A 22,960-nucleotide genomic window follows, 5' to 3' on the forward strand; every position below is an offset into this window, starting at 1 on the left:
CACCCCGCACGGCCCGGGACGGCCGAGACGCTCCCCTGCTCACCGCCCCCTTCGGTGAGCGGAGCCTCCCGGCTCCGGTGCCCGGTCGGCGACCGGGCACCGGCTGGCCGTCGGCGGCGGGCCGACGCGGACGGCGTGCCCCGCCGCCGCGCGGTAGACGCCGGGGGACACGCCGTAGTAGCGCGTGAACCACCGGGTGAGGTGGCTCTGGTCGGCGAAGGCCGCGAGGGCGGCGGCCTCGGCCAGGGGCACACCGGTCGCGATGAGGGCGCGGGCCCGTCGGAGCCGCAGCTGGCGCTGGTAGTCGCTGGGAGCCATGCCCTCCACGGCGCGGAAGGCGCGGTAGACGGCGAACCGGCTGCGCCCGGCGGCGCGGGCGAGGTCCTGCGCGCCGACGTCCTCGGCGAGGTGCTCGTGGAGGGTCTCGCGCACGCGCCCCGCGACCCGGACGGCGTCGGCGTCGGAGATCGCGGCGGTCGGGGGCGGGACGGTGGCCCCGTGCCGGACCACCGACAGGACCGCGCCGTGCAGGAGTTCGTCGGTGGCCAGGCGGGGGGATCCGTCCAGGAGGGCGGTGTGCAGGCGGCGCAGGGCGGCGGCCAGGTCGGGGGCGTGGACCAGCGGATCGGGGAAGAGGGGGAGGGCGCCGCGGCCGTCGGCGGTGTCGGCCAGCACCGCGCGCACCAGGTCGGGGCCGATGTGCACGATCCGGTAGGTGAAGCCCGGTTCGGCTTCGGCGTGGCCGTCGTGGGGGTCGTCGGGGTTGAAGGCGAGGACCGTGCCGGGTGTGCTCGTGTGCGCGCCGCCCCGGCAGTGGAAGGCCTGGAGCCCCGACTCCGTCACGCCGAACGAGTAGGCGTCGTGGCTGTGCCGGTGGTAGGCGTGGCGTTGGAAGTGGGCGTGCATCGCCTCCAGCGGTCGGTCGGGGGAGCGCCAGTACCTGGCCCAGTCCTGCGTCATGGTTCCATTGTCGCGCGCACGAGCGTTCAAGACCGGGGGCGGCGGTGTGCGCGATCGTCGACGCATGCGTTTCGACACCAAGATCGCCGTGGCCGTCCGGGAGGACCTGGCCGTGTGGCAGAAGCTCAACGTGACCGCCTTCCTCAGCAGCGGCGTCGCGGGCGGGAACCCCGGGGCGGTGGGGGAGCCGTACGAGGACGGGTCCGGGAACACCTACCTGCCGATGTTCCGCGAGCCCGTCCTCGTCTTCGCCGCCGACGCGCGGACCCTGGCCCGCACCCTGGACCGGGCCCGCTCACGGGGGCTGGCCACGGCGGTGTACACCGAGGAGCTGTTCAAGACCGACAACGACGACGACAACCGCGCCGCCGTGCGCGCCGTGCCCGCCGAGGAGCTGTCGTTGGTGGGCGTGGCTGTGTACGGGCCGCGCGGTCAGGTCGACAAGACGGTCAGGGGGCTCAGCCTGCACCCGTGAGTCGGGAGCCCGCCCCGGCGCGGCGGGCCGTCGTACGGGCGACCGTCAGGACGGCCGATGGTCAGGACGGCGGGTGGTCAGGACGGCGGGTGGTCGGCGGCGGCCAGGGCCGCGCCGACGATCCCGGCCGTGTTGAGCAGCGCGGCCGGGACGATCGGGGTGCGGATGTCCAGCAGCGGGAGGAAGCGGTCGGACTTGCGGCTCACCCCGCCGCCGACGACGATCAGGTCCGGCCACAGCAGGTCCTCGACCACCCGGTAGTAGTGCTGGAGCCGGTGGTGCGCCCACTCCTCGTAGGTGAGCCCGTCGCGTTTGCGCGCGGCCGAGGAGGCGCGGGTCTCGGCGTCGTGGCCGTGGATCTCCAGGTGGCCGAACTCGGTGTTGGGCACCAGGTGGCCGTCGACGAGCAGGGCGGAGCCGATCCCGGTGCCCAGGGTGGTCAGCAGGACCACGCCGGACACGCCCCGGGCGGCGCCGAAGCGGACCTCGGCGACGGCGGCGGCGTCGGCGTCGTTGAGGACCCGGACCGGGCGTCCGGCGGCCTCGGTGAACAGGGCGCGGGCGTCGGTGTCGATCCAGCCGCTGTCGAGGTTGGCGGCCGTGCGGACGACGCCGTTCTGGACGATGCCGGGGAAGGTGACGCCGAGGGGGCCGTCGGCGGCCTCGGGGAAGTGGGCGACGATCCGGCCCACGATGTCGGCGACCTCGTGGGGCGCGGAGAGTTCGGGGGTGGGGATCTTCAGCCGTTCGGCGGTGAACTCGCCGCTCGTCAGGTCGACGGGCGCTCCCTTGATACCGCTGCCGCCGATGTCGATTCCCAAGCCGGTGGTCGGCTGTGACATGGGTCGTGGTCTCCCCTGGTGCCGTGGTCGTGGGCGGGGCCCGTGCGGGGCCGCTCACGCCGATACTGCCCTGTGGCGCCGACGGACCGGAAGTCCTCGGGCGCGGGGCGTGCGTCGGCCTGGTCGGGGCGGTACCGGCGGGCCGATACTCTGGGCGATTGCCCGACCAAACGCGACGTGGGAAGACGAGAGCGACGTTGACCGGTATCCATGGCCGCCGCGGCCCCTTCACCGACGGCGACACCGTGCAGCTGACCGACCCCAAGGGTCGTATGCACACCATCACGCTGAGCGAGGGCGGCGCCTTCCACTCGCACAAGGGCAAGGTCGACCACGACGACCTCATCGGGCGGCCCGAGGGCAGTGTGGTGACCTCCAACACCGGTACCTCGTACGTGGCGCTGCGTCCGCTGCTGATCGACTACACGCTGTCGATGAAGCGCGGGGCGACGATCGTCTACCCCAAGGACGCCGCCCAGGTGCTGGTGGAGGCGGACATCTTCCCGGGCGCGCGGGTCGTGGAGGCCGGGGCCGGGTCGGGCGCCATGTCCAACTGGCTGCTGCGCGCGGTCGGTGAGCAGGGGGTGGTGCACTCCTACGAGCGCCGCGCCGACTTCGCCGAGATCGCGCGCAAGAACGTCGAGCGGTTCCACGGCGGACCGCACCCGGCGTGGCGGCTGACCGTCGGGGACCTGGTCGAGTGCCTGGACGAGACCGACGTGGACCGGGTCTTCCTCGACATGCTCGCGCCGTGGGAGTGCCTGGACGCGGTCGCGCGCGCCCTGATCCCGGGTGGGCTGGTGTGCTGCTACGTGGCCACCACGACGCAGCTGTCGCGGGTGGTCGAGGAGCTGCGTGAGGACGACCGGTTCTACGAGCCGCGTTCGTGGGAGACGATGCTGCGGACCTGGCACGTGGAGGGGCTGGCGGTGCGCCCGGACCACCGGATGATCGGGCACACCGGGTTCCTGGTGACCGCGCGGCGGCTGGCCGACGGCGCCCGGGCGCCCGAGCGGCGCCGCCGTCCGGCCAAGGGCGCCTACGGCAAGGACTTCGAGGCCGCGCGGGCGGCGGAGAAGGGGTCGGCCGGGGCCGGGTCCGGCGCCCGGGAGCGGACCGAGGGGGAGTCGGCCCAGGACTGAGGTCGCGTCCAGGCCGGTGCCATGACCTCACGGGTCCGTCCGCGCCACCCGGAACACGGGGGCGGGCGGGCCCGTTCGTGTGTGCGAGGGGTGCGGTCACGACCCCGGTCAGGACTCCGGCCGTGGCCGCCCGCGTCGCCCGCGACGTGCGGCGACGACCCCGGTCAGGGCTGGTGAGTTCTTGCCCGGGGGCCGACCCGGAGGTTACTTTCTCATTACGTCCGACCATCCGCTACCACTGTGACCTGGTGATACGCAAGGTCGATAAATGAGGCCTTCGACACTCCCCGAACGTGGGAGGTTAGGAAATGGGCAGGGGTAGGTAGGCTCCCGAGTAGTCGTCCTTCTCAAAGGGAGGTGGCGGACGTGGCCGAGCGCGACGACGAGCGTCAGAGCGACCAGGACCGTGAAGTCGCTGAACTCACGGCTCAGGTCTCCTACATGGAAAAGGAACTCAGCGTGGTTCGGCGTAAGCTCGCTGATTCGCCCCGACATGTACGCCTGCTGGAGGAGCGGCTGAGGGAGGCTCAGGCCAACCTCGCGGCGGCCAACGGCCAGAACGAACGACTCGTCTCCACGCTCAAGGAAGCCCGAGAGCAGATCGTCGCCCTGAAGGAGGAGGTCGACCGGTTGGCGCAGCCGCCGTCCGGCTTCGGCGTCTATCTGGGGTCCCGTGAGGACGAGACGGTCGAGATCTTCACCAACGGCCGCAAGATGAGGGTCAACGTCAGCCCCTCGGTGGACCTGGACGGGCTGCGCCCGGGCCAGGAGGTCATGCTCAACGAGGCGTTCAACGTCGTCGAGGTCGAGTCCTTCGAGACCGTCGGCGAGGTCGTCATGCTCAAGGAGCTGCTGGAGGACGGCGAGCGGGCGCTGGTGATCTCGCACCACGACGAGGAGCGGATCGTCCGGCTGGCCGACCCGCTGCGCGACGAGCCGGTGCGGCCGGGGGACTCGCTGCTGCTGGAGTCGCGGTCGGGGTACGTGTACGAGCGGATTCCCAAGTCCGAGGTCGAGGAGCTCATCCTCGAGGAGGTCCCGGACATCGCCTACTCCGACATCGGAGGGCTGTCGGGGCAGATCGAGATGATCCGCGACGCGGTCGAGCTGCCCTACCTGCACAAGGATCTGTTCTACGAGCACCAGCTGCGGCCGCCCAAGGGCGTGCTGCTGTACGGGCCGCCCGGGTGCGGAAAGACGCTCATCGCCAAGGCGGTGGCCAACTCACTGGCCAAACAGGTGGCCGAGCGGACCGGCCGCGACGTCGGCAAGAGTTTCTTCCTCAACATCAAGGGCCCGGAGCTGCTCAACAAGTACGTGGGCGAGACCGAGCGGCACATCCGCCTGGTCTTCCAGCGGGCCCGGGAGAAGGCCTCCGAGGGCACGCCGGTCATCGTGTTCTTCGACGAGATGGACTCGATCTTCCGCACGCGTGGTTCGGGTGTGTCCTCCGACGTGGAGAACACGATCGTGCCGCAGCTGCTGAGCGAGATCGACGGTGTCGAGGGCCTGGAGAACGTCATCGTCATCGGCGCCTCCAACCGGGAGGACATGATCGACCCGGCGATCCTGCGGCCGGGGCGGCTGGACGTCAAGATCAAGATCGAGCGGCCCGACGCCGAGGCGGCCCGCGACATCTTCGGCAAGTACATCACCCCGGACCTGCCGCTGCACGACGAGGACATGGCCGAGCACGGCGGGTCGGCCAAGGCCACGGTGGAGGCCATGATCCAGCGGGTCGTGGAGCGGATGTACACCGAGGGCGAGGAGAACCGGTTCCTGGAGGTCACCTACGCCAACGGGGACAAGGAGGTCCTGTACTTCAAGGACTTCAACTCCGGCGCGATGATCGAGAACATCGTCTCGCGGGCCAAGAAGATGGCCATCAAGGACTTCATCGACAACGAGTCCAAGGGCATCCGGGTCTCGCACCTGATGCAGGCCTGCGTCGACGAGTTCAGCGAGAACGAGGACCTGCCGAACACCACCAACCCGGACGACTGGGCGCGGATCTCCGGTAAGAAGGGTGAGCGCATCGTCTACATCCGGACCCTGGTGACCGGCAAGAAGGGCGCCGACTCCGGGCGGAGCATCGACACGGTGCCGAACACGGGTCAGTACCTGTAGAACGCGGCATTCGGGGCCGACCGGACATTCCGGTCGGCCCCGTCTTCGTGTCGATGGTTCGCTCCCCCCACGCGTCGCGGAGCGCGAGATTCCGGAGGTGTGCCCGACCGCCGGTCCGCACGCCGCGGGAGCCAGCCCGACGTGCGCGGACGCCGGAGCCGCCCGTCGGTGTGAAACGCCCGAGGAGACGGCACTTGGGCCACGATTGGCGCGGAAGCGTTCAAGACCCGGCCGTGGCGGATAACCTCTCATCATGAGTGTGCGGCGGATTATGGGTATCGAGACCGAGTACGGGATCTCCGTGCCAGGCAACCCCGGGGCCAACGCGATGGTGACCTCCACCCAGGTGGTCAACGCCTACCTGGCCGCCTCGGCGGCACGGGCGCGGCGCGCCCGGTGGGACTTCGAGGAGGAGAACCCGCTGCGCGACGCGCGCGGGTTCGACCTGGCGCGGGAGGTGGCCGACCCGACGCAGCTCACCGACGAGGACCTGGGGCTGGCCAACGTCATCCTCACCAACGGCGCCCGGCTGTACGTCGACCACGCCCACCCCGAGTACTCGGCGCCCGAGGTCACCAACCCGCGCGACGCCGTGCTGTGGGACAAGGCGGGCGAGCGGGTGATGGCGGACGCGGCCGCGCGGGCGGGGGCGACGCCGGGGATCGACCCGATCCAGCTGTACAAGAACAACACCGACAACAAGGGCGCCTCGTACGGGTGCCACGAGAACTACCTGATGGACCGGTCGACGCCGTTCGGGGACATCGTGCGGCACCTGATCCCGTTCTTCGTGTCGCGGCAGGTGGTGTGCGGCGCGGGCAAGGTCGGCATCGGCGCCGACGGTCAGGGCAGCGGGTTCCAGCTCTCCCAGCGCGCGGACTTCTTCGAGGTCGAGGTGGGGCTGGAGACGACGCTCAAGCGTCCGATCATCAACACACGGGACGAGCCGCACGCCGACCCCGACCGCTACCGGCGGCTGCACGTGATCCTCGGCGACGCCAACATGAGCGAGATCTCCACGTACCTCAAGTTGGGCACCACGGCGCTGGTGCTGGCGATGATCGAGGACGGGTTCATCAGCGTGGACCTGTCGCTGGAGACGCCGGTGGCGGATCTGCGGGCGATCTCGCACGACCCGGGGCTGACGCACCGGGTGCGGCTGCGCGACGGTCGGCGGATGACCGCGCTGGAGTTGCAGGGCGAGTACCTGGACCAGGCGCGCAAGTACGTGGAGGACCGGTTCGGCACCGACGTCGACCCGGACACGGCGGACATCCTGGACCGCTGGGAGTCGGTGCTGACGCGGCTGGGCAACGACCCGATGGATCTGGCCACGGAGTTGGACTGGGTGGCCAAGCTCAAGGTCCTGGAGGGGTACCGGTCGCGCGACGGCCTGGACTGGTCGCACCCGCGGCTCCAGCTGGTGGACCTGCAGTACTCGGACGTGCGCGCCGACAAGGGGATCTACAACCGGCTCGCGGCGCGTGGGCGGGTGCAGCGGTTGCTGGAGGAGCCGGAGGTGACGCGGGCGATCACGGAGCCGCCGGACGACACCCGGGCGTACTTCCGGGGCCGGTGCCTGGCCAAGTACGCGGACGAGGTGGCGGCGGCGTCGTGGGACTCGGTGATCTTCGATCTGCCGGGCTATGACTCGCTCCAGCGGGTGCCCACGCTGGAGCCCCGGCGGGGGACGAAGGAGCACGTGGGGCGGTTGCTGGACAACTCGCCGACGGCGGCCGACCTGGTGGCGATCCTCACCGGACAGCGGTCGTAGCAGGGGCCTGGCCGGTTGCGTCCCAGGTCACGAAGGTGAGCCCCGCATGCGCGGGGATGGTTCCCCCATGGACATCGAGCGCGCCTTCTCCGGCTTGTGAGCCCCGCAAGCGCGGGGATGGTCCCGTGGTCAGGTTGATCTGGTCCTGCAAGTCCATGTGAGCCCCGCACGCGCGGGGATGGTCCCCCAGCACCCCGCGCGGCGGCCCGCCAACCCCGGTCCGCCCTGCACGGCGGGGACACGACCACGCGTCAGACCCTGTCCAGCGGGTGGCCGGTGGTGGCGTCGATGTGGTCGGGGACGTCCTCGTGGCGGTCGCCGACGGAGAGCGTCCCGGTGCGCTCGAACATCAGGATCGACGCCCCCTCGGCCGACTCCGGTCGGTGCTCCGTGCCACGGGGCACCACGAACACCTCGCCCCGCTCGAGGTCGACCACGCGCTCGTCGGCGCCGTCCCGCAGCCGGATGCGCAGCCGACCGTCGATGACCAGGAAGAACTCGTCGGTGTCGTCGTGGGCGTGCCACACGTACTCGCCCCGGACCTTGGCCACGCGCACGTCGTAGTCGTTGACGTGGGCGAGAACGCGCGGGCTCCACAGCTGGTCGAACGAGGCCAGGGCGCTGTGCAGGTTGACGGATTGCTTCATACCCGCATCCTGGCGTCGGCTCGCGGCGGGGGGAAGTGCTAGGAATCGCACATGTCGCAAGGATCCTCGCACCATGTCGTCCTCATCGTCGATGAGGGCTCCAACCCCTTCGAGCTGGGCGTGGCCACCGAGCTGTTCGGACTGCGCCGACCCGAGATCGACCGCCCCTGGTACCGGCTCACCGTGTGCTCGCCGACGCCGAGGGTCGGTGTGCACCGGGGCATGTTCAGCATGTCGGACATGGCCGGGCTGGAGGCGGTCGCCGAGGCCGACACCGTGATCGTGCCCAACCGGCCCGACCCGTGGGTGCCGCCGCGAGGGGACGTGGTCGACGCCGTCCGCGACGCGGGCGGCCGTGGCGCCCGCCTGGTCAGTTTCTGCACGGGTTCCTTCACCCTGGCGGCGACGGGTCTGCTGGACGGGCGCCGCGCGGCGACGCACTGGCGGCACGAGGAGCTGTTCGCGCGTCTGCACCCCCGCGTCCGGTTGGAGCGGGACGTCCTGTTCGTGGACGACGGGGACGTGCTCACGGCGGCGGGCAGCGCCGCCGCACTGGATCTGGGCCTGCACGTGATCCGGCGCGACCACGGGGCGGAGACGGCGAACACCGTGAGCAGGCGCCTGGTCTTCACGGCCCATCGGGAGGGCGGCCAACGCCAGTTCGTGCCCCAGCCGATCCCCGTCGTCGCGGACACGTCGTTGGCCCCGGTCCTGGACTGGGCCCGCGAACGCCTGGACCGGCCGCTGTCCGTCGCCGACCTGGCGGCCCGGGCGGCGGTGAGCCCGGCGACCCTGCACCGGAGGTTCCGCGCCGAACTCGGCACGACTCCGCTGGCGTGGCTGCGGTCCGAGCGCGTCCTGCTGGCCTGCCGCCTCATCGAGCTGGGCGGCATGGGTTTCGAGGCGATCGCGCGGGCGAGCGGTCTGGGCACGACGAGCAACCTGCGCAGCGGTGTGCGCGCGCGGACGGGGGTGAGCCCGGCCGTGTACCGGGAGCGCTTCGGCCCCCGTCGGGGGGACGGTCAGCCGTCGGCGGCGCCGAGCTCGCGCGGGCGGCACTCGGTGCAGTCGGCGCGGCACGCGGCGCCGTAGTTGGTCATCGACATCGACTGGCACCGCGCGCACACCAGGCGCTTCCCGTCGGGCGGCACGTGCTGCCATTCGTGGTGGCCCCGTCGGCAGATGCCGGACGGCCCGATCGTCGTCTTCTCGCGCGTCGCCATGCAGGAACCGTAGCCCAGGCGCGGGACGCCGGCCAGCTCAGGTGTGCCAGGTTCCGTCGTGGCAGGGCATCGGCTCCAGGTGCAGCGCCGTCCACAGTTCCAGCCGGGCCCGCGCGTCCGCCAGGGGGCGACCCATGACGCGTTCGGCCACGCGCAGCCGGGACCGCAGCGTGTTGCGGTGCACCCCCAGCTCCCGGGCGGTCGCCTCCACCTGGGCGCCCTGGTCGAGGTAGTGGCGCAGCGTGTGGACGAGTTCCGTGCCGTGCCGCGCGTCGTGTTCGCGCAGTGCGCCCAGGACGGCCCGCTCGAACGCGCGCATCCCCTCCGGCGGGACCGAGGAGCGCAGCAGCTCCCAGGCCCCGGCGTCGTCGACGTGCCGATACCCGTCGTCGGCGGCGTGCCGCGCGCGGTCGACCGCCGAGGGCAGGTCGGCGGGTCCGCGCGCCCCGCAGGCGCCCGCGCCGGGCGCGAGCCCGGACAGCGCCGTCCGGAGGCGTTCGCCGTGGCGGGGCCGGTGGTCGGGCAGCACCGCGACGAGGGCGTCGTCGACCACGCACAACCCGACCCGGCGCGCGGCGTCGGTGTCCCCCAGCACGTCGACGAGGGCGTCCGCCGCCTCGTCCAGGAGGGCGTGGGGGTCGGCGCAGGGCAGGCACACGACCTCCCACGGCGGTTCGGGCAGCGTGAGCAGCGAGGCTGGGAGGGGTGTGCCCAGGGCGGCGGCGCGCAGGATCGGCGCGCGTTCGCGGTAGGGGGTCCGTCTGGCCTGGCGTGAGTGCAGCAGGTCCACCGCCAGAAGGGAGGCCGCGTCGTTGGCGAGCATCCTGGTGTGTGCGGACACGGGTGAGGGGCTGCGCAGGGCGAGCCAGCCCAGGACGCGGCCGGAGGAGCCCAGGGTCTGGAGGAGGATGGCCGCCTCCCCGTCCTCCAGGACGGTCATGCCCCTGGGACGCCGCGCCCGGTCGAGCACGGACGCGCGGACGAGGGCGTGCCAGGGCGGTTCGGCGCGCGGCACGGCCACGCTGGTCATCCCGTCGCGGTCGAGCAGGAGGGTCTGGCCGTGGGTGGCCGAGGCGAGTTCGGACATCACCCCGGGAGGTCCGGTGCGCAGCGCGGCGCGCGCCATCGCGTCCTGGGCCGCGAGGACTCGGGACTGCTCGCGGGTGCGCTCGGCCGCGTGGTGTTCGGCCACGGTCTCGACGACGGCGATGAACGGGGTCTCGCCCTCCACCTGGAGCACGGGCAGCCCCAGGCGTTCGGCCTCGGCGAGGATCTCGGCGGGAACGCCGCCGGTCCACGCGTCGACGGCCACGCCCAGGCCGACGCATCCGGCGTCGTGGAGCCGGTGCACGTAGGCGCGGCGTTCGGTGGCGGTGCCGCCGAAGCCCATTCCGGCGGTGAGCACGAGTTCGCCGCCGCGCAGCCAGTGCACGGGGTCGTGGAGTTCGGTGACGTGGGCCCACCGGACGGGTCGGTCCAGCCCCCGGTGGCCGGCCACCGCTCGCACCTCCAGGGCGGGGTTGGCAGCGATGTCGCGGACGGTGATCGTCATGGATGCCTCCCTGGGGTGTGCGCCGCGCACATTTGTCACAGGGTGCCATGTGCGTCGCGACCCGGCGGGCCGGGGGGAGAGTGTCTACCGTCTCCTTGACACACCCGCTCCGGCCGGTGGCGGAACCCACGCGGGGCCGTCCGGACGCCGGGAACGCACAACGGAGGCACCATGACAGACCGGACATCCCCCACGGCCGCGCATCCGGCGCGCGCGGCCGTCGCCGCGTTCGTCGGGACCACGATCGAGTGGTTCGACTTCTACGTCTACGCGACGGCGGCGGGCCTGGTCTTCGCGTCCCTGTTCTTCCCCAGCGACATCGACCCGATGGTCGGCCTGATGGCGTCCTTCGCGACCTTCGCCGTGGGGTTCTTCGCCCGCCCGCTCGGCGGCGTGGTCTTCGGGCACTTCGGCGACCGGGTCGGCCGCAAGTCGGCCCTGGTGACCACCCTGCTCATGATGGGTGTGGCCACCTTCTGCGTGGGTCTGCTGCCGACCTACGAACAGGTGGGCCTCCTCGCCCCGCTGCTGCTGGTGGTCCTGCGCTTCGTGCAGGGCATCGCGGTCGGCGGCGAGTGGGGCGGCGCGGTCCTCATGGCGGTCGAGTCCGCCCCCGAGGAGCGCAAGACCTTCTACGGCTCCTTCGCCCAGCTCGGCAACCCGGCGGGCGCGCTCCTGGCGACCGGGTCGTTCAGCCTGATCACCGCCTGGGACGCCGACCTGCTGTACACGTGGGGCTGGCGCCTGCCGTTCCTGGCCTCCTTCCTGCTGGTCCTGGTCGGCCTGGTGGTCCGCCTCAAGGTCGAGGAGTCGCCGGTGTTCAGGGCCGTGCTGGAGAGCCGGCCCGCCGAGCCCCAGGGGCCGCCGCTGCGCGAGGCCGTGCGCACCTCCTGGCGCGCCGTCCTGCTGGGCATCGGCGTCCTGCCGGTCGCCGTCGGCGGGTACTACGTCGTGACCACGTTCCTCCAGGCCTACGGCGTCACCGAGGTCGGGATCAGTGAGCAGGTCATCCTCAACGGCCTGACCCTGGCCGCGTTCGTGGAGCTCGTCGCGACCGTGGGCATGGCGTGGCTGGGCGACCGCCTCGGCACGGCCCGGATCGTCACGGTCGGTCTGGCGGCCGTGGCCGTGCTGGCCCTGCCGCAGTTCCTCGTCCTGGACACCGGCAGCACCGCGTTGATCCTGCTGATGCTGTGCCTGATGCGCGTGGCGATGGCCGCGGTCTACGGCCCGATCGCCCGTGTGCTGTCGCAGATGTTCCCGCCGCACGTGCGCTACACCGGCATCTCCGTGTCCTACCAGGTGGCCGGCGCCCTGTTCGGCGGCCTGTCCCCGCTGGCCTGCACCGCGCTGTTCGCCCTGACCGGCAGCATCGTGCCCGTCGTCGCGCTGCTGGTGGCCATGGCCCTGGTGAGCATCGCCTGCCTGGCGCGGGCGCCCCGCCACCGGGACGCCGAGACGCTGTCCGTCTGATCCCGACCCTTTCCCGAACCCGCCGGGCCGCCCGGTCCGGCGGCCCCGCCATGACGAGGAGAACAGCGCCCGTGTCCGGTCTGATCATCCACAACGCCGCCGTCCTGACCATGGACGACGCCAACCCCCGCGCGAGCGCGGTGGCCGTGCGCGACGGTCGCGTCGTGCTCGCGGGGACCGAGGAGCGGGCCCGCGCGGCGGCCGGTCCGGGAGCGGAGGTCGTGGACGCGGGCGGTCGCACCGTCGTCCCCGGGTTCATCGACCCCCACAACCACCTGCTGTCCACGGCCGAGTCGCTGGCCGCGGTGGACGCGCGCTACCCGCGGGTGGGCAGCGCCGCCGACCTGGTCGCGGTCATCGCCGAGGAGGCCGCGCGCACCCCCGCCGGGCAGTGGATCCGCGCCTTCTCCATGGACGACGCCAAGTATCCGGGGGGCCGCCCCACCCGCCGCCACCTGGACGAGGCCACCACCGAGCACCCGGTGATCGTCTACCACGTCTCCGGCCACCAGGCCGTGGTCAACTCGGCCGCGCTGGCGTGGAGCGGGATCGGGGAGGACGTCCCGGACCCCGCGGGCGGCTCCTTCGTGCGCGACGAGGGCGGCCGTCTGACCGGCATGGTGCTGGACTCGGCGATGGAGCTGCTGCTGCCGCTGGCGGTCGACATCGGCTGCCACGGGCCCAACTTCCACACCGACCTGCCCTCCGAGCACCTGCTGGGCTGGCTGGCCGACGCGGCCGGGCCCTACCTGTCGGCGGGCGTGACCACCGTGTGCGACCCGCAGGTGTCCGCCCGCGAGCTGCGCGTGTACCGTGCGGCGCGCGCGGCCGGGACGCTGCCGTTGCGCACGTTCGGCATGCCGCTCTCCCACCAGCTGGACGCCCTCACCCGGGCCGGGCTGGCGAGCCCCTTCGGTGACGACTGGCTGCGGCTGACCGGCATGAAGTTCTACTCCGACGGCACCCTGCTGGGCGGCACCGCCGCGTTCACCGTGCCCTACGGCGAGCGCGGCGAGTTCGCGGGCAGCCTCTACCACCACCCCGACCAGCTGGTGGACCTGGTGACGCGCGCCGCGCGGGAGGGATGGCAGGTCGCCGTCCACACCCAGGGCGACGCGGCCATGGAGCACACGCTGGCCGCCGTCGCCTCGGCCGCGCGGGTGTCGGGCCCCGACCCGAGGCCGCGCGTGGAGCACTGCGGGTACCCCACGCCCGAGCAGGCCAAGCGGTTCACCGACCACGGCGTCATCCCGGTCAACCAGCCCAACTTCCTGCACGACAGCGGTCGCGACTTCATCCGCCGCCTGGGGGAGCGGGCGCACCGCCTCCAGCCGATGCGCGAGGAGATCGACCTGGGGCTGCGGCCGGTGCTGTCCAGCGACTCCTTCGTCTCCAGCCTGCGCCCGATGGACACCGTGGCCAACGCGGTGTGCCGGACCACCCGGGAGGGCGACCCGATCGGCGCGGAGCAGGCCGTGACCCTGCACGAGGCGCTGCGGGCGCACACCCTGGACGCCGCGCACGCGGTGGGGATGGAGGACCGGCTGGGCGCGCTGCGCCCCGGCTACCTGGCCGACCTGGTGGTGCTCGACCGGGACGTCGAGGCGCTGCCGGCGGAGCGGTTGCGCGAGGTGGGCGCGTGGCTGACCGTCCTGGACGGCCGGATCGCCCACCGGGCCGAGGGGCCCGCGGCCGCCTGAACCGCCCCGGTCCCACGCGCGTCCCCGTTCCCCGGCCCCGGTCGGAACGGGGGTGTCCCCGCCCGCGCGACGCGCGGACGGGGACACCTGGGGGAGGGGGTGGGGAGAGTGGTCCTAGCTGGTGCGCAGGCGCACGCCCCAGGCCCGCTCGATCGGGTCCACCTCCTGGTAGAAGGTGGTGCCACCGCTGCGGCAGTTGCCGGAGCCACCGGAGGTGACGCCCTGCGCCTGGGTGCCGGAGATGAACGACCCGCCGGAGTCGCCGGGCTCGGCGCACACGCTGGTGCGGGTCATGTAGTAGACGGTGCCCTGCGGGTACCGGACCGTCTGGTTGCGGGCCTGGATGGTGCCGCAGTGCCAGCCGGTGGTGGAGCCGGAACGGCAGATGGACGAGCCGATCGGGGCCGCGTTGCTGCCCGTCACGGACTGGTAGCCGCCGCTCCGGTAGCGGGACACGAGGTTGTACAGGGTGAAGTTGGACGTACCGCGGACGAAGGCGGCGTCGTTGCCGGGGAAGACGGAGCGCTCGAAGGTGCCCCGACCGTTGCCGATGGTGACGCTGGTGCCGACGCGGCCGCAGTGGCCCGCCGTGACGAAGCCCGGCTGACCGGAGCTGTTGGTGGCGGGGAAGCCGACCGAGCAGCGACCGCCCGAGCCCATGTAGTAGGCCAGGCCGCCGATGATGTTGGCGTAGGTCTCGGGCTGCTCGGAGACCTCCTGGACCTCGATGGCCGACGGGTCGACGCCCGCGGCCTCGACGAGGGCGTCGACGTCGGCGTCGGAGCCCTCGACCACCTCGACGACCACGGTGTCGCTGGCCACGTCGGGGTACCAGCCCACCACGTCGCTGTCGGCGTCGGCGGCGTTGAGGTCCTCGACGACGTCGGCCAGGCCGTCGACGCCGTACGAGACGACCTCGGCGGCGGCGCCGGTGGCCTCCACGGCCTCGGCCGCGTCGGCGTCGGTCACCAGGACGGTGAGTTCGAGGGTGTCGGTGTCGAACACCGAACCGCCGTAGGCCGCACCGGCCGCCTCGGTGGCCTCCTCGTCGAGGTCGAGGGCTTCGTCCTGGGCCTCCAGGAGCTCCTCGGCCTCGAACGGGGTGAGGTCGAGATCCCTCTGGAGGGCTTCGAGCATGGTGGACGCCTCGTCATCGGCGACGGGGGTCCGGGGGGACGGAAGGGTGGGAGCGGTTCCGGCGTTCACGCCCGGGGCCATGGTGATGACCAGACCGAAGGCGAGCGCGCCGGTTCCGATGGCGGAGATAACGGGGGAGGGTCGCATTGATCCCTAACTCTCCTGGGGGGATTGACGGGGGAACGGGGCGGATTCCTTGGGGGAGAACCGCCCCTGCCCGGCGGGGAAGGTGTCTTCGCCCACCGGTGTTCACCGAGACATCCGGTAAACGATTCCACACCATAAGTGGGCATTTTGGAGAGGGAAAGACCCTCTTCTGATGAAACTATTCAGGACCGTGCGGGATCACCCGATGACCGGCTCGATCGGCCGTGGCTACGCGTAGTCGTCACTCGTGCGACCTTGGCTTTACGCGTCGGCGCGGTGGCGCAGGGTGACGGTTCTGCTTCCGCAAGGGGGGTTGTGTGGCCGGATCCGGCCAATCCCCCGCCGTCCCATCCGTCATTTCCCTGTCACTCGTCCGTAACACACGAGGTCACGAAGGTGTCCTGGGTCGGGTGTCAGCGGTGGGGTTTTCGGGTCTTTACGGGCCTTGTGGTAGGGGGTTGACGCCCGGGTCAAGGGTCGGGGAGGCGCCTCCACCGCCGCCGTGGGGCGGATCGGGCGGTTCCGGCCCGGGCTCCCCGCGCGCCGGTCCATGCCCGGGCACAGGGGACGATCCGAGGTAACTAGCGAGTATCGGGCATCGGGAAGGGGGTTGAGCCGCCCGTCGTTGGGCCAAGATAAGGGCGAGAGCCCCGAACGGGAGGTAGCCAGCCATGGCGACGAAGGACACCGGCGGCCAGAAGCACGCGTCGCGCCGAGAGACCGAGGTCGAGGAGACCGAGGCCACCACGGACGCCCAGGAGGCGAAGGACAGGTTGGACGAGGAGGTCGACGACATCCTCGACGAGATCGACGACGTGCTGGAGAGCAACGCCGAGGACTTCGTCCGGCAGTTCGTGCAGAAGGGCGGTCAGTAGCCGCCCGGCGGTGGTTCGCTGACAGCGCACTCCCGCGCCGTCGGCACCGCCGCGCACACGGCTAGGGTCGATTCCATCGGTCGGGAACAGCGTCCGGCCGTCGACAACGAGATGACAGGCGTCCCATCCGCCCCCACGACGGGGTGGGACGCGAGTGGAGGGAGTCGCGTGTTCGAAGGGTTCGAGGGCGGACGGTTGCCCGCCGCGTTCATGAGTGCGGGAACCTCGTCCTTCACCGAGTTCGTCCGATCGGTCAGCCCCGAGCTGTTGCCCGGACACCACCTGCCCTCAGGTGGGGGGACCGAGCACCTCACGCCCGACGCGACGACCATCGTCGCCCTGACCTTCCCCGGGGGCGTGGTCATGGCCGGGGACCGGCGGGCCACCCAGGGCAACGTGATCGCCAACCGGGACATGGAGAAACTCTTCCGCACGGACGAGTTCTCCGCGGTCGCGATCGCCGGCTCCGCGGGGATCGGCATCGAACTGGCCCGCCTCTACCAGGTGGAACTGGAGCACTACGAGAAGATGGAGGGCCGGGTGCTCTCCCTGGAGGGTAAGGCGAACAAGCTGGCCCAGATGGTCCGGGGCAACCTGGGCATGGCCATGCAGGGCTTCGTCGTCGTCCCCCTGCTGGTCGGCTACGACGACAGCACCGGCACCGGCCGCGTGTTCAGCTACGACGCCGTGGGCGGGCGCTACGAGGAGCACCGCTACCACTCCATCGGCTCGGGATCGGTCTACGCCCGGGGTTCCATCAAGAAGCTCTACCAGGACGACCTGGACGAGACCGGCGCCGTCAGGGTGGCGCTGGAGTCCCTGTACGACGCCGCCGACGACGACTCCGCCACCGGCGGCCCCGACCTGCACCGCAAGATCTTCCCCCTCGTCGACGTCATCACCGAGGACGGACACCGCCGCGTCCCGACCGACGACGTCGCCCGCCTGGCGACGGAGGTGGTCGAGGGCCGGGCCGCGCACCCCGACGGCCCGACCGCGACGTTGAGCTGATCCAGCCCGAGGCCCCACGCAGACTTCTCTTGACTAGGTAAGGAACGATCCGCGGTGTCGATGCCGTTCTACGTCGCCCCCGAACAGCAGATGAAGGACAAGGCGGACTACGCGCGCAAGGGCATCGCGCGCGGCCGCAGCGCCGTCGTCCTGCAGTACGAGGGCGGGATCCTCATGGTCGCGGACAACATGTCCCGCACACTGCACAAGATCAGCGAACTCTACGACCGCATCGGTTTCGCGGCGGTCGGGCGCTACCCCGAGTTCGAGAACCTGCGCCTGATGGGCGTGCGGTTCGCGGACGTGCGCGGGTACCAGTACGACCGCCGCGACGTCAGCGGGCGCCAGCTCGCCAACATCTACGCCCAGACCCTGGGTACGGTCTTCAGCGAGAGCCTCAAGCCGTGGGAGGTGGAGATCGTCGTGGCCGAGGTGGGCGACACCGCGGCCGACGACGAGATCTACCGCATCACCTTCGACGGCTCGATCGTCGACGAGCGCGGCTTCGTCGCGGTCGGCGGCTCCTCCGAGAGCGTCGCCACGGTGCTCAAGGAGCGGTTCGTCGCCGACGCCACGCTCGGCGCCGCGCTGAACACGGCCACCCACGCCCTGGCCCGGGAGGACGGCTCCGAGCGGGAGCTGGAGGCGGGCAACCTGGAGGTCGCGGTCCTGGAGCGGTCCCGTGAGCACCGCAAGTTCCGCCGGATCCACGGCCGACGCCTGACCACCCTCCTGGAGGAGGGCAGGGCGGGCGCCCGCGGCGGCTCCGGCGGGGCCGGGGGCGGCGGCGGAACCGCCGCCAAGGGCCCCTCCGAGGGCGCCTCCACCGACAAGGACGGCACCGACGAGGACCAGACCGACGAATGACCTGATGGACGAACGCGGTGCGGCGCGCCCGACGCGCCGCACCGGCCGGGCGGGTGCGGACGGCGAGGCCCCGTCGCCCGCACCCCGGTGACGGGAAGTTGGTGAGGCCGCGTGGAACGACGGATCTTCGGTCTGGAGAACGAGTACGGAGTCACGTGCACCTTCCGGGGGCAGCGCCGCCTGTCGCCCGACGAGGTCGCCCGCTACCTCTTCCGGAGAGTGGTCTCCTGGGGACGCAGCAGCAACGTCTTCCTGCGCAACGGCGCCCGGCTGTACCTGGACGTGGGCAGCCACCCCGAGTACGCGACGCCCGAGTGCGACGGCCTCGCCGACCTGGTGGCCCACGACAAGGCGGGCGAGCGCATCCTGGAGGGGCTCCAGGTGGACGCCGAACAGCGTCTGCACGAGGAGGGCATCGCCGGGGACATCTACCTGTTCAAGAACAACACCGACTCGGCGGGCAACTCCTACGGCTGCCACGAGAACTACCTGGTCGGCCGACACGGCGAGTTCGGCCGCCTGGCCGACGTGCTGATCCCCTTCCTGGTCACCCGTCAGATCATCTGCGGTGCGGGCAAGGTGCTCCAGACCCCGCGGGGCGCGCTGTTCTGCGTCAGCCAGCGCGCCGAACACATCTGGGAGGGCGTCTCCTCGGCGACCACGCGCTCGCGCCCCATCATCAACACCCGCGACGAACCGCACGCCGACGCCGAGCGGTTCCGCAGGCTGCACGTCATCGTCGGCGACTCCAACATGAGCGAGACCACGACGCTGCTCAAGCTGGGCTCGACCGACCTGGTGCTGCGGATGATCGAGGCCGGCGTGGTCATGCGCGACTACACCCTGGAGAACCCGATCCGGGCGATCCGCGAGGTCAGCCACGACATGACCGGTCGGCGCAAGGTGCGGCTGGCCAACGGGCGCGAGGCCAGCGCGTTGGAGATCCAGCGCGAGTACCTGGAGAAGGTGCAGGGGTACGTCGACCGGCACGGCACGGACGCGGTCGGAAAGCGCGTGCTGGAGCTGTGGCAGCGCACCCTGGAGGCGGTCGAGACGCAGAACCTGGGGCTGGTGTCCCGGGAGATCGACTGGGTCGCCAAGTACCTGCTGCTGGAGCGCTACCGCGACAAGCACGACCTGTCGCTGTCCTCGCCGCGCGTGGCGCAGCTGGATCTGACCTACCACGACATCCACCGCGACCGGGGGCTGTTCTACCTGATGCAGAACCGCGGTCAGATGGACCGGGTGGTGGGCGACCTCAAGATCTTCGAGGCCAAGTCGGTGCCGCCGCAGACCACGCGGGCCCGGCTGCGCGGGGAGTTCATCCGGCGGGCCCAGGAGCAGCGGCGGGACTTCACCGTCGACTGGGTGCACCTGAAGCTCAACGACCAGGCCCAGCGCACCGTGCTGTGCAAGGACCCGTTCAAGTCGGTCGACGAGCGGGTGGAGAAGCTCATCGCCGGGATGTGAGGTCGGGGGCGGTCAGGGGACCGCGGCGTCTGGATCGGTTGTCGGGGATGGCCACGCGCCGACCATTCGGTAGTGTGACCCTGTCCTGAGCCCGATACCAGAGGTTGTGACTGATGCACCGACGTGCCGCCGCCCTCGCGGTGCCACTGACCGCCCTCACCCTGGCGGTCTCGAGCTGCGGATCCATCCCCGAGGAGTGGCGCACGCCCGCCTTCCTCAGGATGGGTGAGGAGCAGCTCGACCCCCGACTCCCGGAGGTCTCCGGGCCGGTCGGCGAGGAGCCCGAGATCACCTTCCCCGACGAGGAGCTCCCGGACGAGGAGATCTCCGGGGTCGTGAACCCGGGCTCGGGCGAGGACGAGCTGGTGCGCGCCGACGACCTCCTCGTCGCCAACGTGGTCTCCTACCAGTGGACCGGGCCGGGCGAGGGTGAGGCGGTGGAGGGCCAGTCCAGCTACGAGACCGGCGCTCCCGACCTCATCCGCATGAACCAGATGCCGGAGTACATCACCGACGTGCTGGTCAACCAGGCCGTCGGCAGCCGCGTCGTGTACGTGTTCCCGCCGCTGTCCGAGGAGGAGGCGGCGCAGGCCGAGGCGGCCGGCCAGGAGGTGCCCGAGGGCGCCAGCGTGCTGGTGCTCGACGTGATGGAGCGCTTCGGCAACGGTTCGGTCGTCCCGGGCGAGCAGACCAGCGACGGCGGCGGCGACCTGCCGACCGTCACGCAGGACGACGTGAGCGAGCCGGTGATCGAGATCCCGGACACCGACGCCCCCGAGGACCTGACGGTGGAGCCCCTGATCGAGGGGACGGGCCCCGAGGTCGAGGAGGGGCAGCAGATCATCGTCCAGTACACCGGCATGCGCTGGGAGGCCGAGGAGGACGGCGGCCACCCGGTCTTCGACTCCACCTGGAGCCGTGCCGGTGAGCCCTTCGACACGACCATCGCCGAGGGCAGCGTCATCGAGGGCTGGGTCGAGGGCATCGTCGGCCAGCGGGTCGGCAGCCGTCTGCTGCTGGTGATCCCCGGCGACATGGCCTACGGGGAGACCGCCGAGGAGGCCGGGGGCGGCCCGGCCGGTCCCCTGGTCTTCGTCGTGGACCTGCTGGGCGCCTACGACAACCCGCCGCCGGTCGAGGAGCCCGAGGACGGGGAGTCCGCCGAGGGCGAGGAGGGCTCCGAGGAGGAGGCTTCCCCCGAGGAGGACTCCGACGGCGAGGAGTAGCCGTCGAACCGGACGCCCCCGCGCATGCGGGGGCGTCCGTGCGTTCTCCCGGCTCACGTGTGGGTGGGACGGCGGCGGTCGCCCCCGGCTCGGACACGCCTCCTATCCGGTCATCCACGGTCTGACCCGGGGGGACGCGTAGAGTCGGTCCCCTCGGTCCACGGGCGAGGGGGAGCCATGTCAGACCGACGCTACTGCTACGTCTCCGGGCTGCGCCTGGGCGTTCCGGCCGTGGAGGAACTCTGCGCCCAGGGGCGACCGCCCAGCCTCGTCGTGTCCTACCCCGCCGAACTCGCGCACCGCTGCGGCTACTTCGACTACGAACCGCTGACCCGGCGCCACGGGCTGACCCACCTGCGCGCCGCCGACCTCAGCTCCGACGAGGTGCGCGACGCCCTCGCCACGCACAGCATCGACCTCATGGTCGTCGCGGGCTGGTCGCAGGTCGCCCACGAACAGCTCCTGTCCGCCCTGCCCCTCGGCGGCGTCGGCCTGCACCCGTCTCCGCTGCCCGTCGGGCGCGGCCGGGCCCCCATCCCCTGGACCATCCTGCGCGACATGCGCTCCAGCGCGGTCACCCTCTTCCACCTCGACCACGGGCCCGACTCCGGCGACATCGTCGACCAGCTGTGGTTCGACGTCGCCCCCGACGTCACCGCCACCGCCCTCTACGAGCGCGTCAGCTGGCTCCAGGCCGAACTCCTCATCCGCCACCTGGACGGCCTCCTCGACGGCACCGCTCCGCGCCGCCCGCAGGCCGGCCACGTGTCGGTGTGGCCCCGGCGCCGCCCCTGCGACGGCCACCTGGACTTCACCGCCTCCGGAGCGGACGTGGACCGCATGGTGCGCGCGCTCGCCGACCCCTACCCGGGCGCCTTCGCGCGGTTCGGCGGCGCCCACATCACCCTGTGCGGGGGCGCGCCGCACCGGGAGATCGCCGGTGGCGCTCCCGGACAGATCGTCTCCGCCGGACCCCGGCGCGAGTGGGGCGTCACCTGCGGCGACGGCACGGTGTTCGTCCCGGACGCGGTCCGCGTGGACGAGGGCGTGCGCGCCGAGCCCACGTCGTTGGCCATGTTCCGGCCGGGCGCGTTCTTCGACGTCCCGTCACCGCACATGCTCACGTCCGCGCGTCCCGGCCATGTTCCGGATCCGTCCCCGCACGGCGACTCCCTGCTGCGCGCCTGACCGGGTTCAGGCGTCCAGCAGCGCGGCCGCGTGCCGCCCGGCGGCGGCCGCGCCCAGGAACGCGGCCCGGTCCTCCTCCAGTCCCCGGCCCATCGTGGACACCTTGACGGGCAGCGCCCGCAGCTCCTCCTCCAACCCCGTGACGTCCACGTCGACGAGGGTGTGCCGGGCCGCCAGCCCGGCGGCCTGGGTCCGCACCCGCTCCCCGAACGCCCCGGGAAGTCCGGGCACGACCACGTCCGCCTCGGCCAGGGCCACCCGGCCGTAGGCGGTCAGACTGTGGTGCGACACCCCCCGGTGCCGCCGCCTGGGGTCGGCCTCGCTGATCCGCAGCGCCGCCACCGCGCGCCCGTCGAGCGCCGCCACGGCGTTGACCGCCTCACCGCAGGCCACCCCGGAGAACCCCCAGGGCGTGCCGGTCCCCAGGTTCCCCGGCCCCTGGCACGCGACGGCGACGTCCGCCCCCAGCACGTGCCGGGCGGTGAGCAGGCCCGAGTGCACGGTGACCGCCTCCAGGTCGCCGCCGAAGGCCTGCCCGGTGGTCACGCACCCGGTGATCAGCCCCTCCTCCCGTAGCACCGCCACGACCTGGGAGAAGGCGGCGGGCAGCGCGCCGCCGTCGAGCATCACGTACGCGATCCGCGCCCCCGGGCGTTCGGCGCGCACCCCGGCGACGACGGCGGGCAGCGCCGAGTGCAGGTCGGCGACCACCACGGGCATGCCGTCGACGCCGCGGGCGGCGCACAGCGTCGCGTGGTGCGGGGACCCCTGCTCGTCGGCGCCCAGGACGGTCGCCTGGAAGGGGGTGTAGCGCGCCTTGACCAGGTGGCCGGGGCCGCGGGTGTCGGGCGGCAGCCGGTCGGGCACGGCGATGACCATCGCGTACCCGCCGGTGCCCAGGCCCAGGTCCAGGGCGCCGGTGTTGAGCAGGACCCGGTCGCCCACCCGGGGGTGCCCCACCAGGTCGGTGTAGGCCAGCGCCCGGCACCTGGCGGGCTCCCGGCCGTCCTCGGCGGTCAGGTCGACCGTGCACGGCCGCACGCCGGGCCAGGACGGCAGGAGCTGACGGACCACACCACGACGCCACCGGATCATGTTCGGCACGGTACCGTCGTTGCTGAAAC

Annotated in this window: 20 protein-coding genes; 13 read left to right on the top strand and 7 right to left on the bottom strand. The window is 72.1% G+C overall.

Annotation, left to right across the window (positions count from 1 at the left end; all coding sequences use genetic code 11):
• Nucleotides 1-39: 39 nt before the first annotated feature.
• Nucleotides 40-960 (bottom strand): AraC family transcriptional regulator, encoded by a 921-nt coding sequence (locus tag AB0I72_RS23735; RefSeq protein ID WP_358572321.1) that lies wholly within the window; start codon nt 958-960, stop codon nt 40-42.
• A 64-nt stretch (nt 961-1,024) separates the two neighbouring features.
• On the opposite strand from AB0I72_RS23735, the gene AB0I72_RS23740 reads away from it, so the two are divergent.
• Nucleotides 1,025-1,435 (top strand): DUF2000 domain-containing protein, encoded by a 411-nt coding sequence (locus AB0I72_RS23740; RefSeq protein WP_358572323.1) that lies wholly within the window; start codon nt 1,025-1,027, stop codon nt 1,433-1,435.
• 77 nt (nt 1,436-1,512) lie between these two features.
• Here the strand turns inward: AB0I72_RS23740 and ppgK are convergent, their stop codons facing one another.
• Nucleotides 1,513-2,277, bottom strand: a complete 765-nt coding sequence (gene ppgK / locus AB0I72_RS23745; protein WP_358572325.1) for a polyphosphate--glucose phosphotransferase — start codon at nt 2,275-2,277, stop codon at nt 1,513-1,515.
• 197 nt (nt 2,278-2,474) lie between these two features.
• On the opposite strand from ppgK, the gene AB0I72_RS23750 reads away from it, so the two are divergent.
• From AB0I72_RS23750 to dop, 3 genes are all read left to right on the top strand, one after another.
• Entirely contained in the window at nt 2,475-3,419 is a 945-nt protein-coding gene (locus AB0I72_RS23750; protein WP_358572327.1) for a tRNA (adenine-N1)-methyltransferase, read from the top strand.
• 357 nt (nt 3,420-3,776) lie between these two features.
• A complete protein-coding gene (gene arc, locus AB0I72_RS23755; RefSeq protein WP_358572329.1) occupies nt 3,777-5,546 on the top strand; it encodes a proteasome ATPase in 1,770 nt (589 codons plus the stop codon).
• A gap of 253 nt (nt 5,547-5,799) precedes the next feature.
• Complete coding sequence (gene dop, locus AB0I72_RS23760; RefSeq protein WP_358572331.1) at nt 5,800-7,320, top strand: depupylase/deamidase Dop; 1,521 nt, start codon at nt 5,800-5,802, stop codon at nt 7,318-7,320.
• Between the two features lie 251 nt (nt 7,321-7,571).
• Here dop and AB0I72_RS23765 read toward each other — a convergent pair whose 3' ends face one another.
• Nucleotides 7,572-7,967 (bottom strand): cupin domain-containing protein, encoded by a 396-nt coding sequence (locus AB0I72_RS23765; protein ID WP_358572333.1) that lies wholly within the window; start codon nt 7,965-7,967, stop codon nt 7,572-7,574.
• Between the two features lie 51 nt (nt 7,968-8,018).
• On the opposite strand from AB0I72_RS23765, the gene AB0I72_RS23770 reads away from it, so the two are divergent.
• Nucleotides 8,019-9,059 (top strand): helix-turn-helix domain-containing protein, encoded by a 1,041-nt coding sequence (locus tag AB0I72_RS23770; RefSeq protein WP_358572335.1) that lies wholly within the window; start codon nt 8,019-8,021, stop codon nt 9,057-9,059.
• On the opposite strand, the gene AB0I72_RS23775 is transcribed toward AB0I72_RS23770, so the two are convergent.
• Together AB0I72_RS23775 and AB0I72_RS23780 are read right to left on the bottom strand one after the other, a co-directional pair.
• Entirely contained in the window at nt 8,990-9,190 is a 201-nt protein-coding gene (locus tag AB0I72_RS23775) for a hypothetical protein (RefSeq protein ID WP_358572337.1), read from the bottom strand. The two genes, AB0I72_RS23770 and AB0I72_RS23775, sit on opposite strands and share 70 nt — an antisense overlap.
• A 37-nt stretch (nt 9,191-9,227) precedes the next feature.
• Nucleotides 9,228-10,742, bottom strand: coding sequence for a PucR family transcriptional regulator ligand-binding domain-containing protein (locus AB0I72_RS23780; protein ID WP_358572339.1), 1,515 nt, complete (start codon nt 10,740-10,742; stop codon nt 9,228-9,230).
• 171 nt (nt 10,743-10,913) lie between these two features.
• Between AB0I72_RS23780 and AB0I72_RS23785 the strand changes: the two genes are divergently transcribed.
• Nucleotides 10,914-12,215 (top strand): MFS transporter, encoded by a 1,302-nt coding sequence (locus AB0I72_RS23785; protein ID WP_358572341.1) that lies wholly within the window; start codon nt 10,914-10,916, stop codon nt 12,213-12,215.
• A 71-nt stretch (nt 12,216-12,286) separates the two neighbouring features.
• A complete protein-coding gene (locus tag AB0I72_RS23790) occupies nt 12,287-13,915 on the top strand; it encodes an amidohydrolase (protein WP_358572343.1) in 1,629 nt (542 codons plus the stop codon).
• 114 nt (nt 13,916-14,029) lie between these two features.
• Here the strand turns inward: AB0I72_RS23790 and AB0I72_RS23795 are convergent, their stop codons facing one another.
• Nucleotides 14,030-15,199, bottom strand: a complete 1,170-nt coding sequence (locus tag AB0I72_RS23795; RefSeq protein WP_358572345.1) for a S1 family peptidase — start codon at nt 15,197-15,199, stop codon at nt 14,030-14,032.
• Nucleotides 15,200-15,870: 671 nt separating this feature from the next.
• Here AB0I72_RS23795 and AB0I72_RS23800 point away from each other — a divergent pair.
• The 6 genes from AB0I72_RS23800 (at nt 15,871) to AB0I72_RS23825 (ending at nt 21,836) form a co-directional block, all read left to right on the top strand.
• Nucleotides 15,871-16,074: a ubiquitin-like protein Pup gene (locus tag AB0I72_RS23800; protein WP_358572347.1), complete on the top strand. Its 204-nt coding sequence runs from the start codon at nt 15,871-15,873 to the stop codon at nt 16,072-16,074.
• A 168-nt stretch (nt 16,075-16,242) separates the two neighbouring features.
• Entirely contained in the window at nt 16,243-17,085 is an 843-nt protein-coding gene (prcB, locus tag AB0I72_RS23805) for a proteasome subunit beta (RefSeq protein WP_358572349.1), read from the top strand.
• 54 nt (nt 17,086-17,139) lie between these two features.
• Nucleotides 17,140-17,952, top strand: coding sequence for a proteasome subunit alpha (prcA, locus tag AB0I72_RS23810; RefSeq protein ID WP_358572351.1), 813 nt, complete (start codon nt 17,140-17,142; stop codon nt 17,950-17,952).
• Nucleotides 17,953-18,063: 111 nt separating this feature from the next.
• The gene (gene pafA, locus AB0I72_RS23815; protein ID WP_358572353.1) at nt 18,064-19,422 is read left to right on the top strand and encodes a Pup--protein ligase; all 1,359 of its coding nucleotides are present in this window, start codon (nt 18,064-18,066) and stop codon (nt 19,420-19,422) included.
• A 113-nt stretch (nt 19,423-19,535) separates the two neighbouring features.
• The gene (locus AB0I72_RS23820) at nt 19,536-20,648 is read left to right on the top strand and encodes an FKBP-type peptidyl-prolyl cis-trans isomerase (protein WP_358572355.1); all 1,113 of its coding nucleotides are present in this window, start codon (nt 19,536-19,538) and stop codon (nt 20,646-20,648) included.
• A 177-nt stretch (nt 20,649-20,825) separates the two neighbouring features.
• The gene (locus tag AB0I72_RS23825) at nt 20,826-21,836 is read left to right on the top strand and encodes a formyltransferase family protein (protein ID WP_358572357.1); all 1,011 of its coding nucleotides are present in this window, start codon (nt 20,826-20,828) and stop codon (nt 21,834-21,836) included.
• 6 nt (nt 21,837-21,842) lie between these two features.
• Here AB0I72_RS23825 and AB0I72_RS23830 read toward each other — a convergent pair whose 3' ends face one another.
• Nucleotides 21,843-22,931 carry a DUF3866 family protein gene (locus tag AB0I72_RS23830; protein WP_358572359.1) on the bottom strand — a complete coding sequence of 363 codons (1,089 nt, stop codon included), beginning with the start codon at nt 22,929-22,931 and terminating at the stop codon, nt 21,843-21,845.
• Nucleotides 22,932-22,960: the final 29 nt, after the last annotated feature.

Source organism: Nocardiopsis sp. NPDC049922 (genome assembly GCF_040660275.1).
Taxonomy (GTDB): Bacteria; Actinomycetota; Actinomycetes; order Streptosporangiales; family Streptosporangiaceae; genus Nocardiopsis.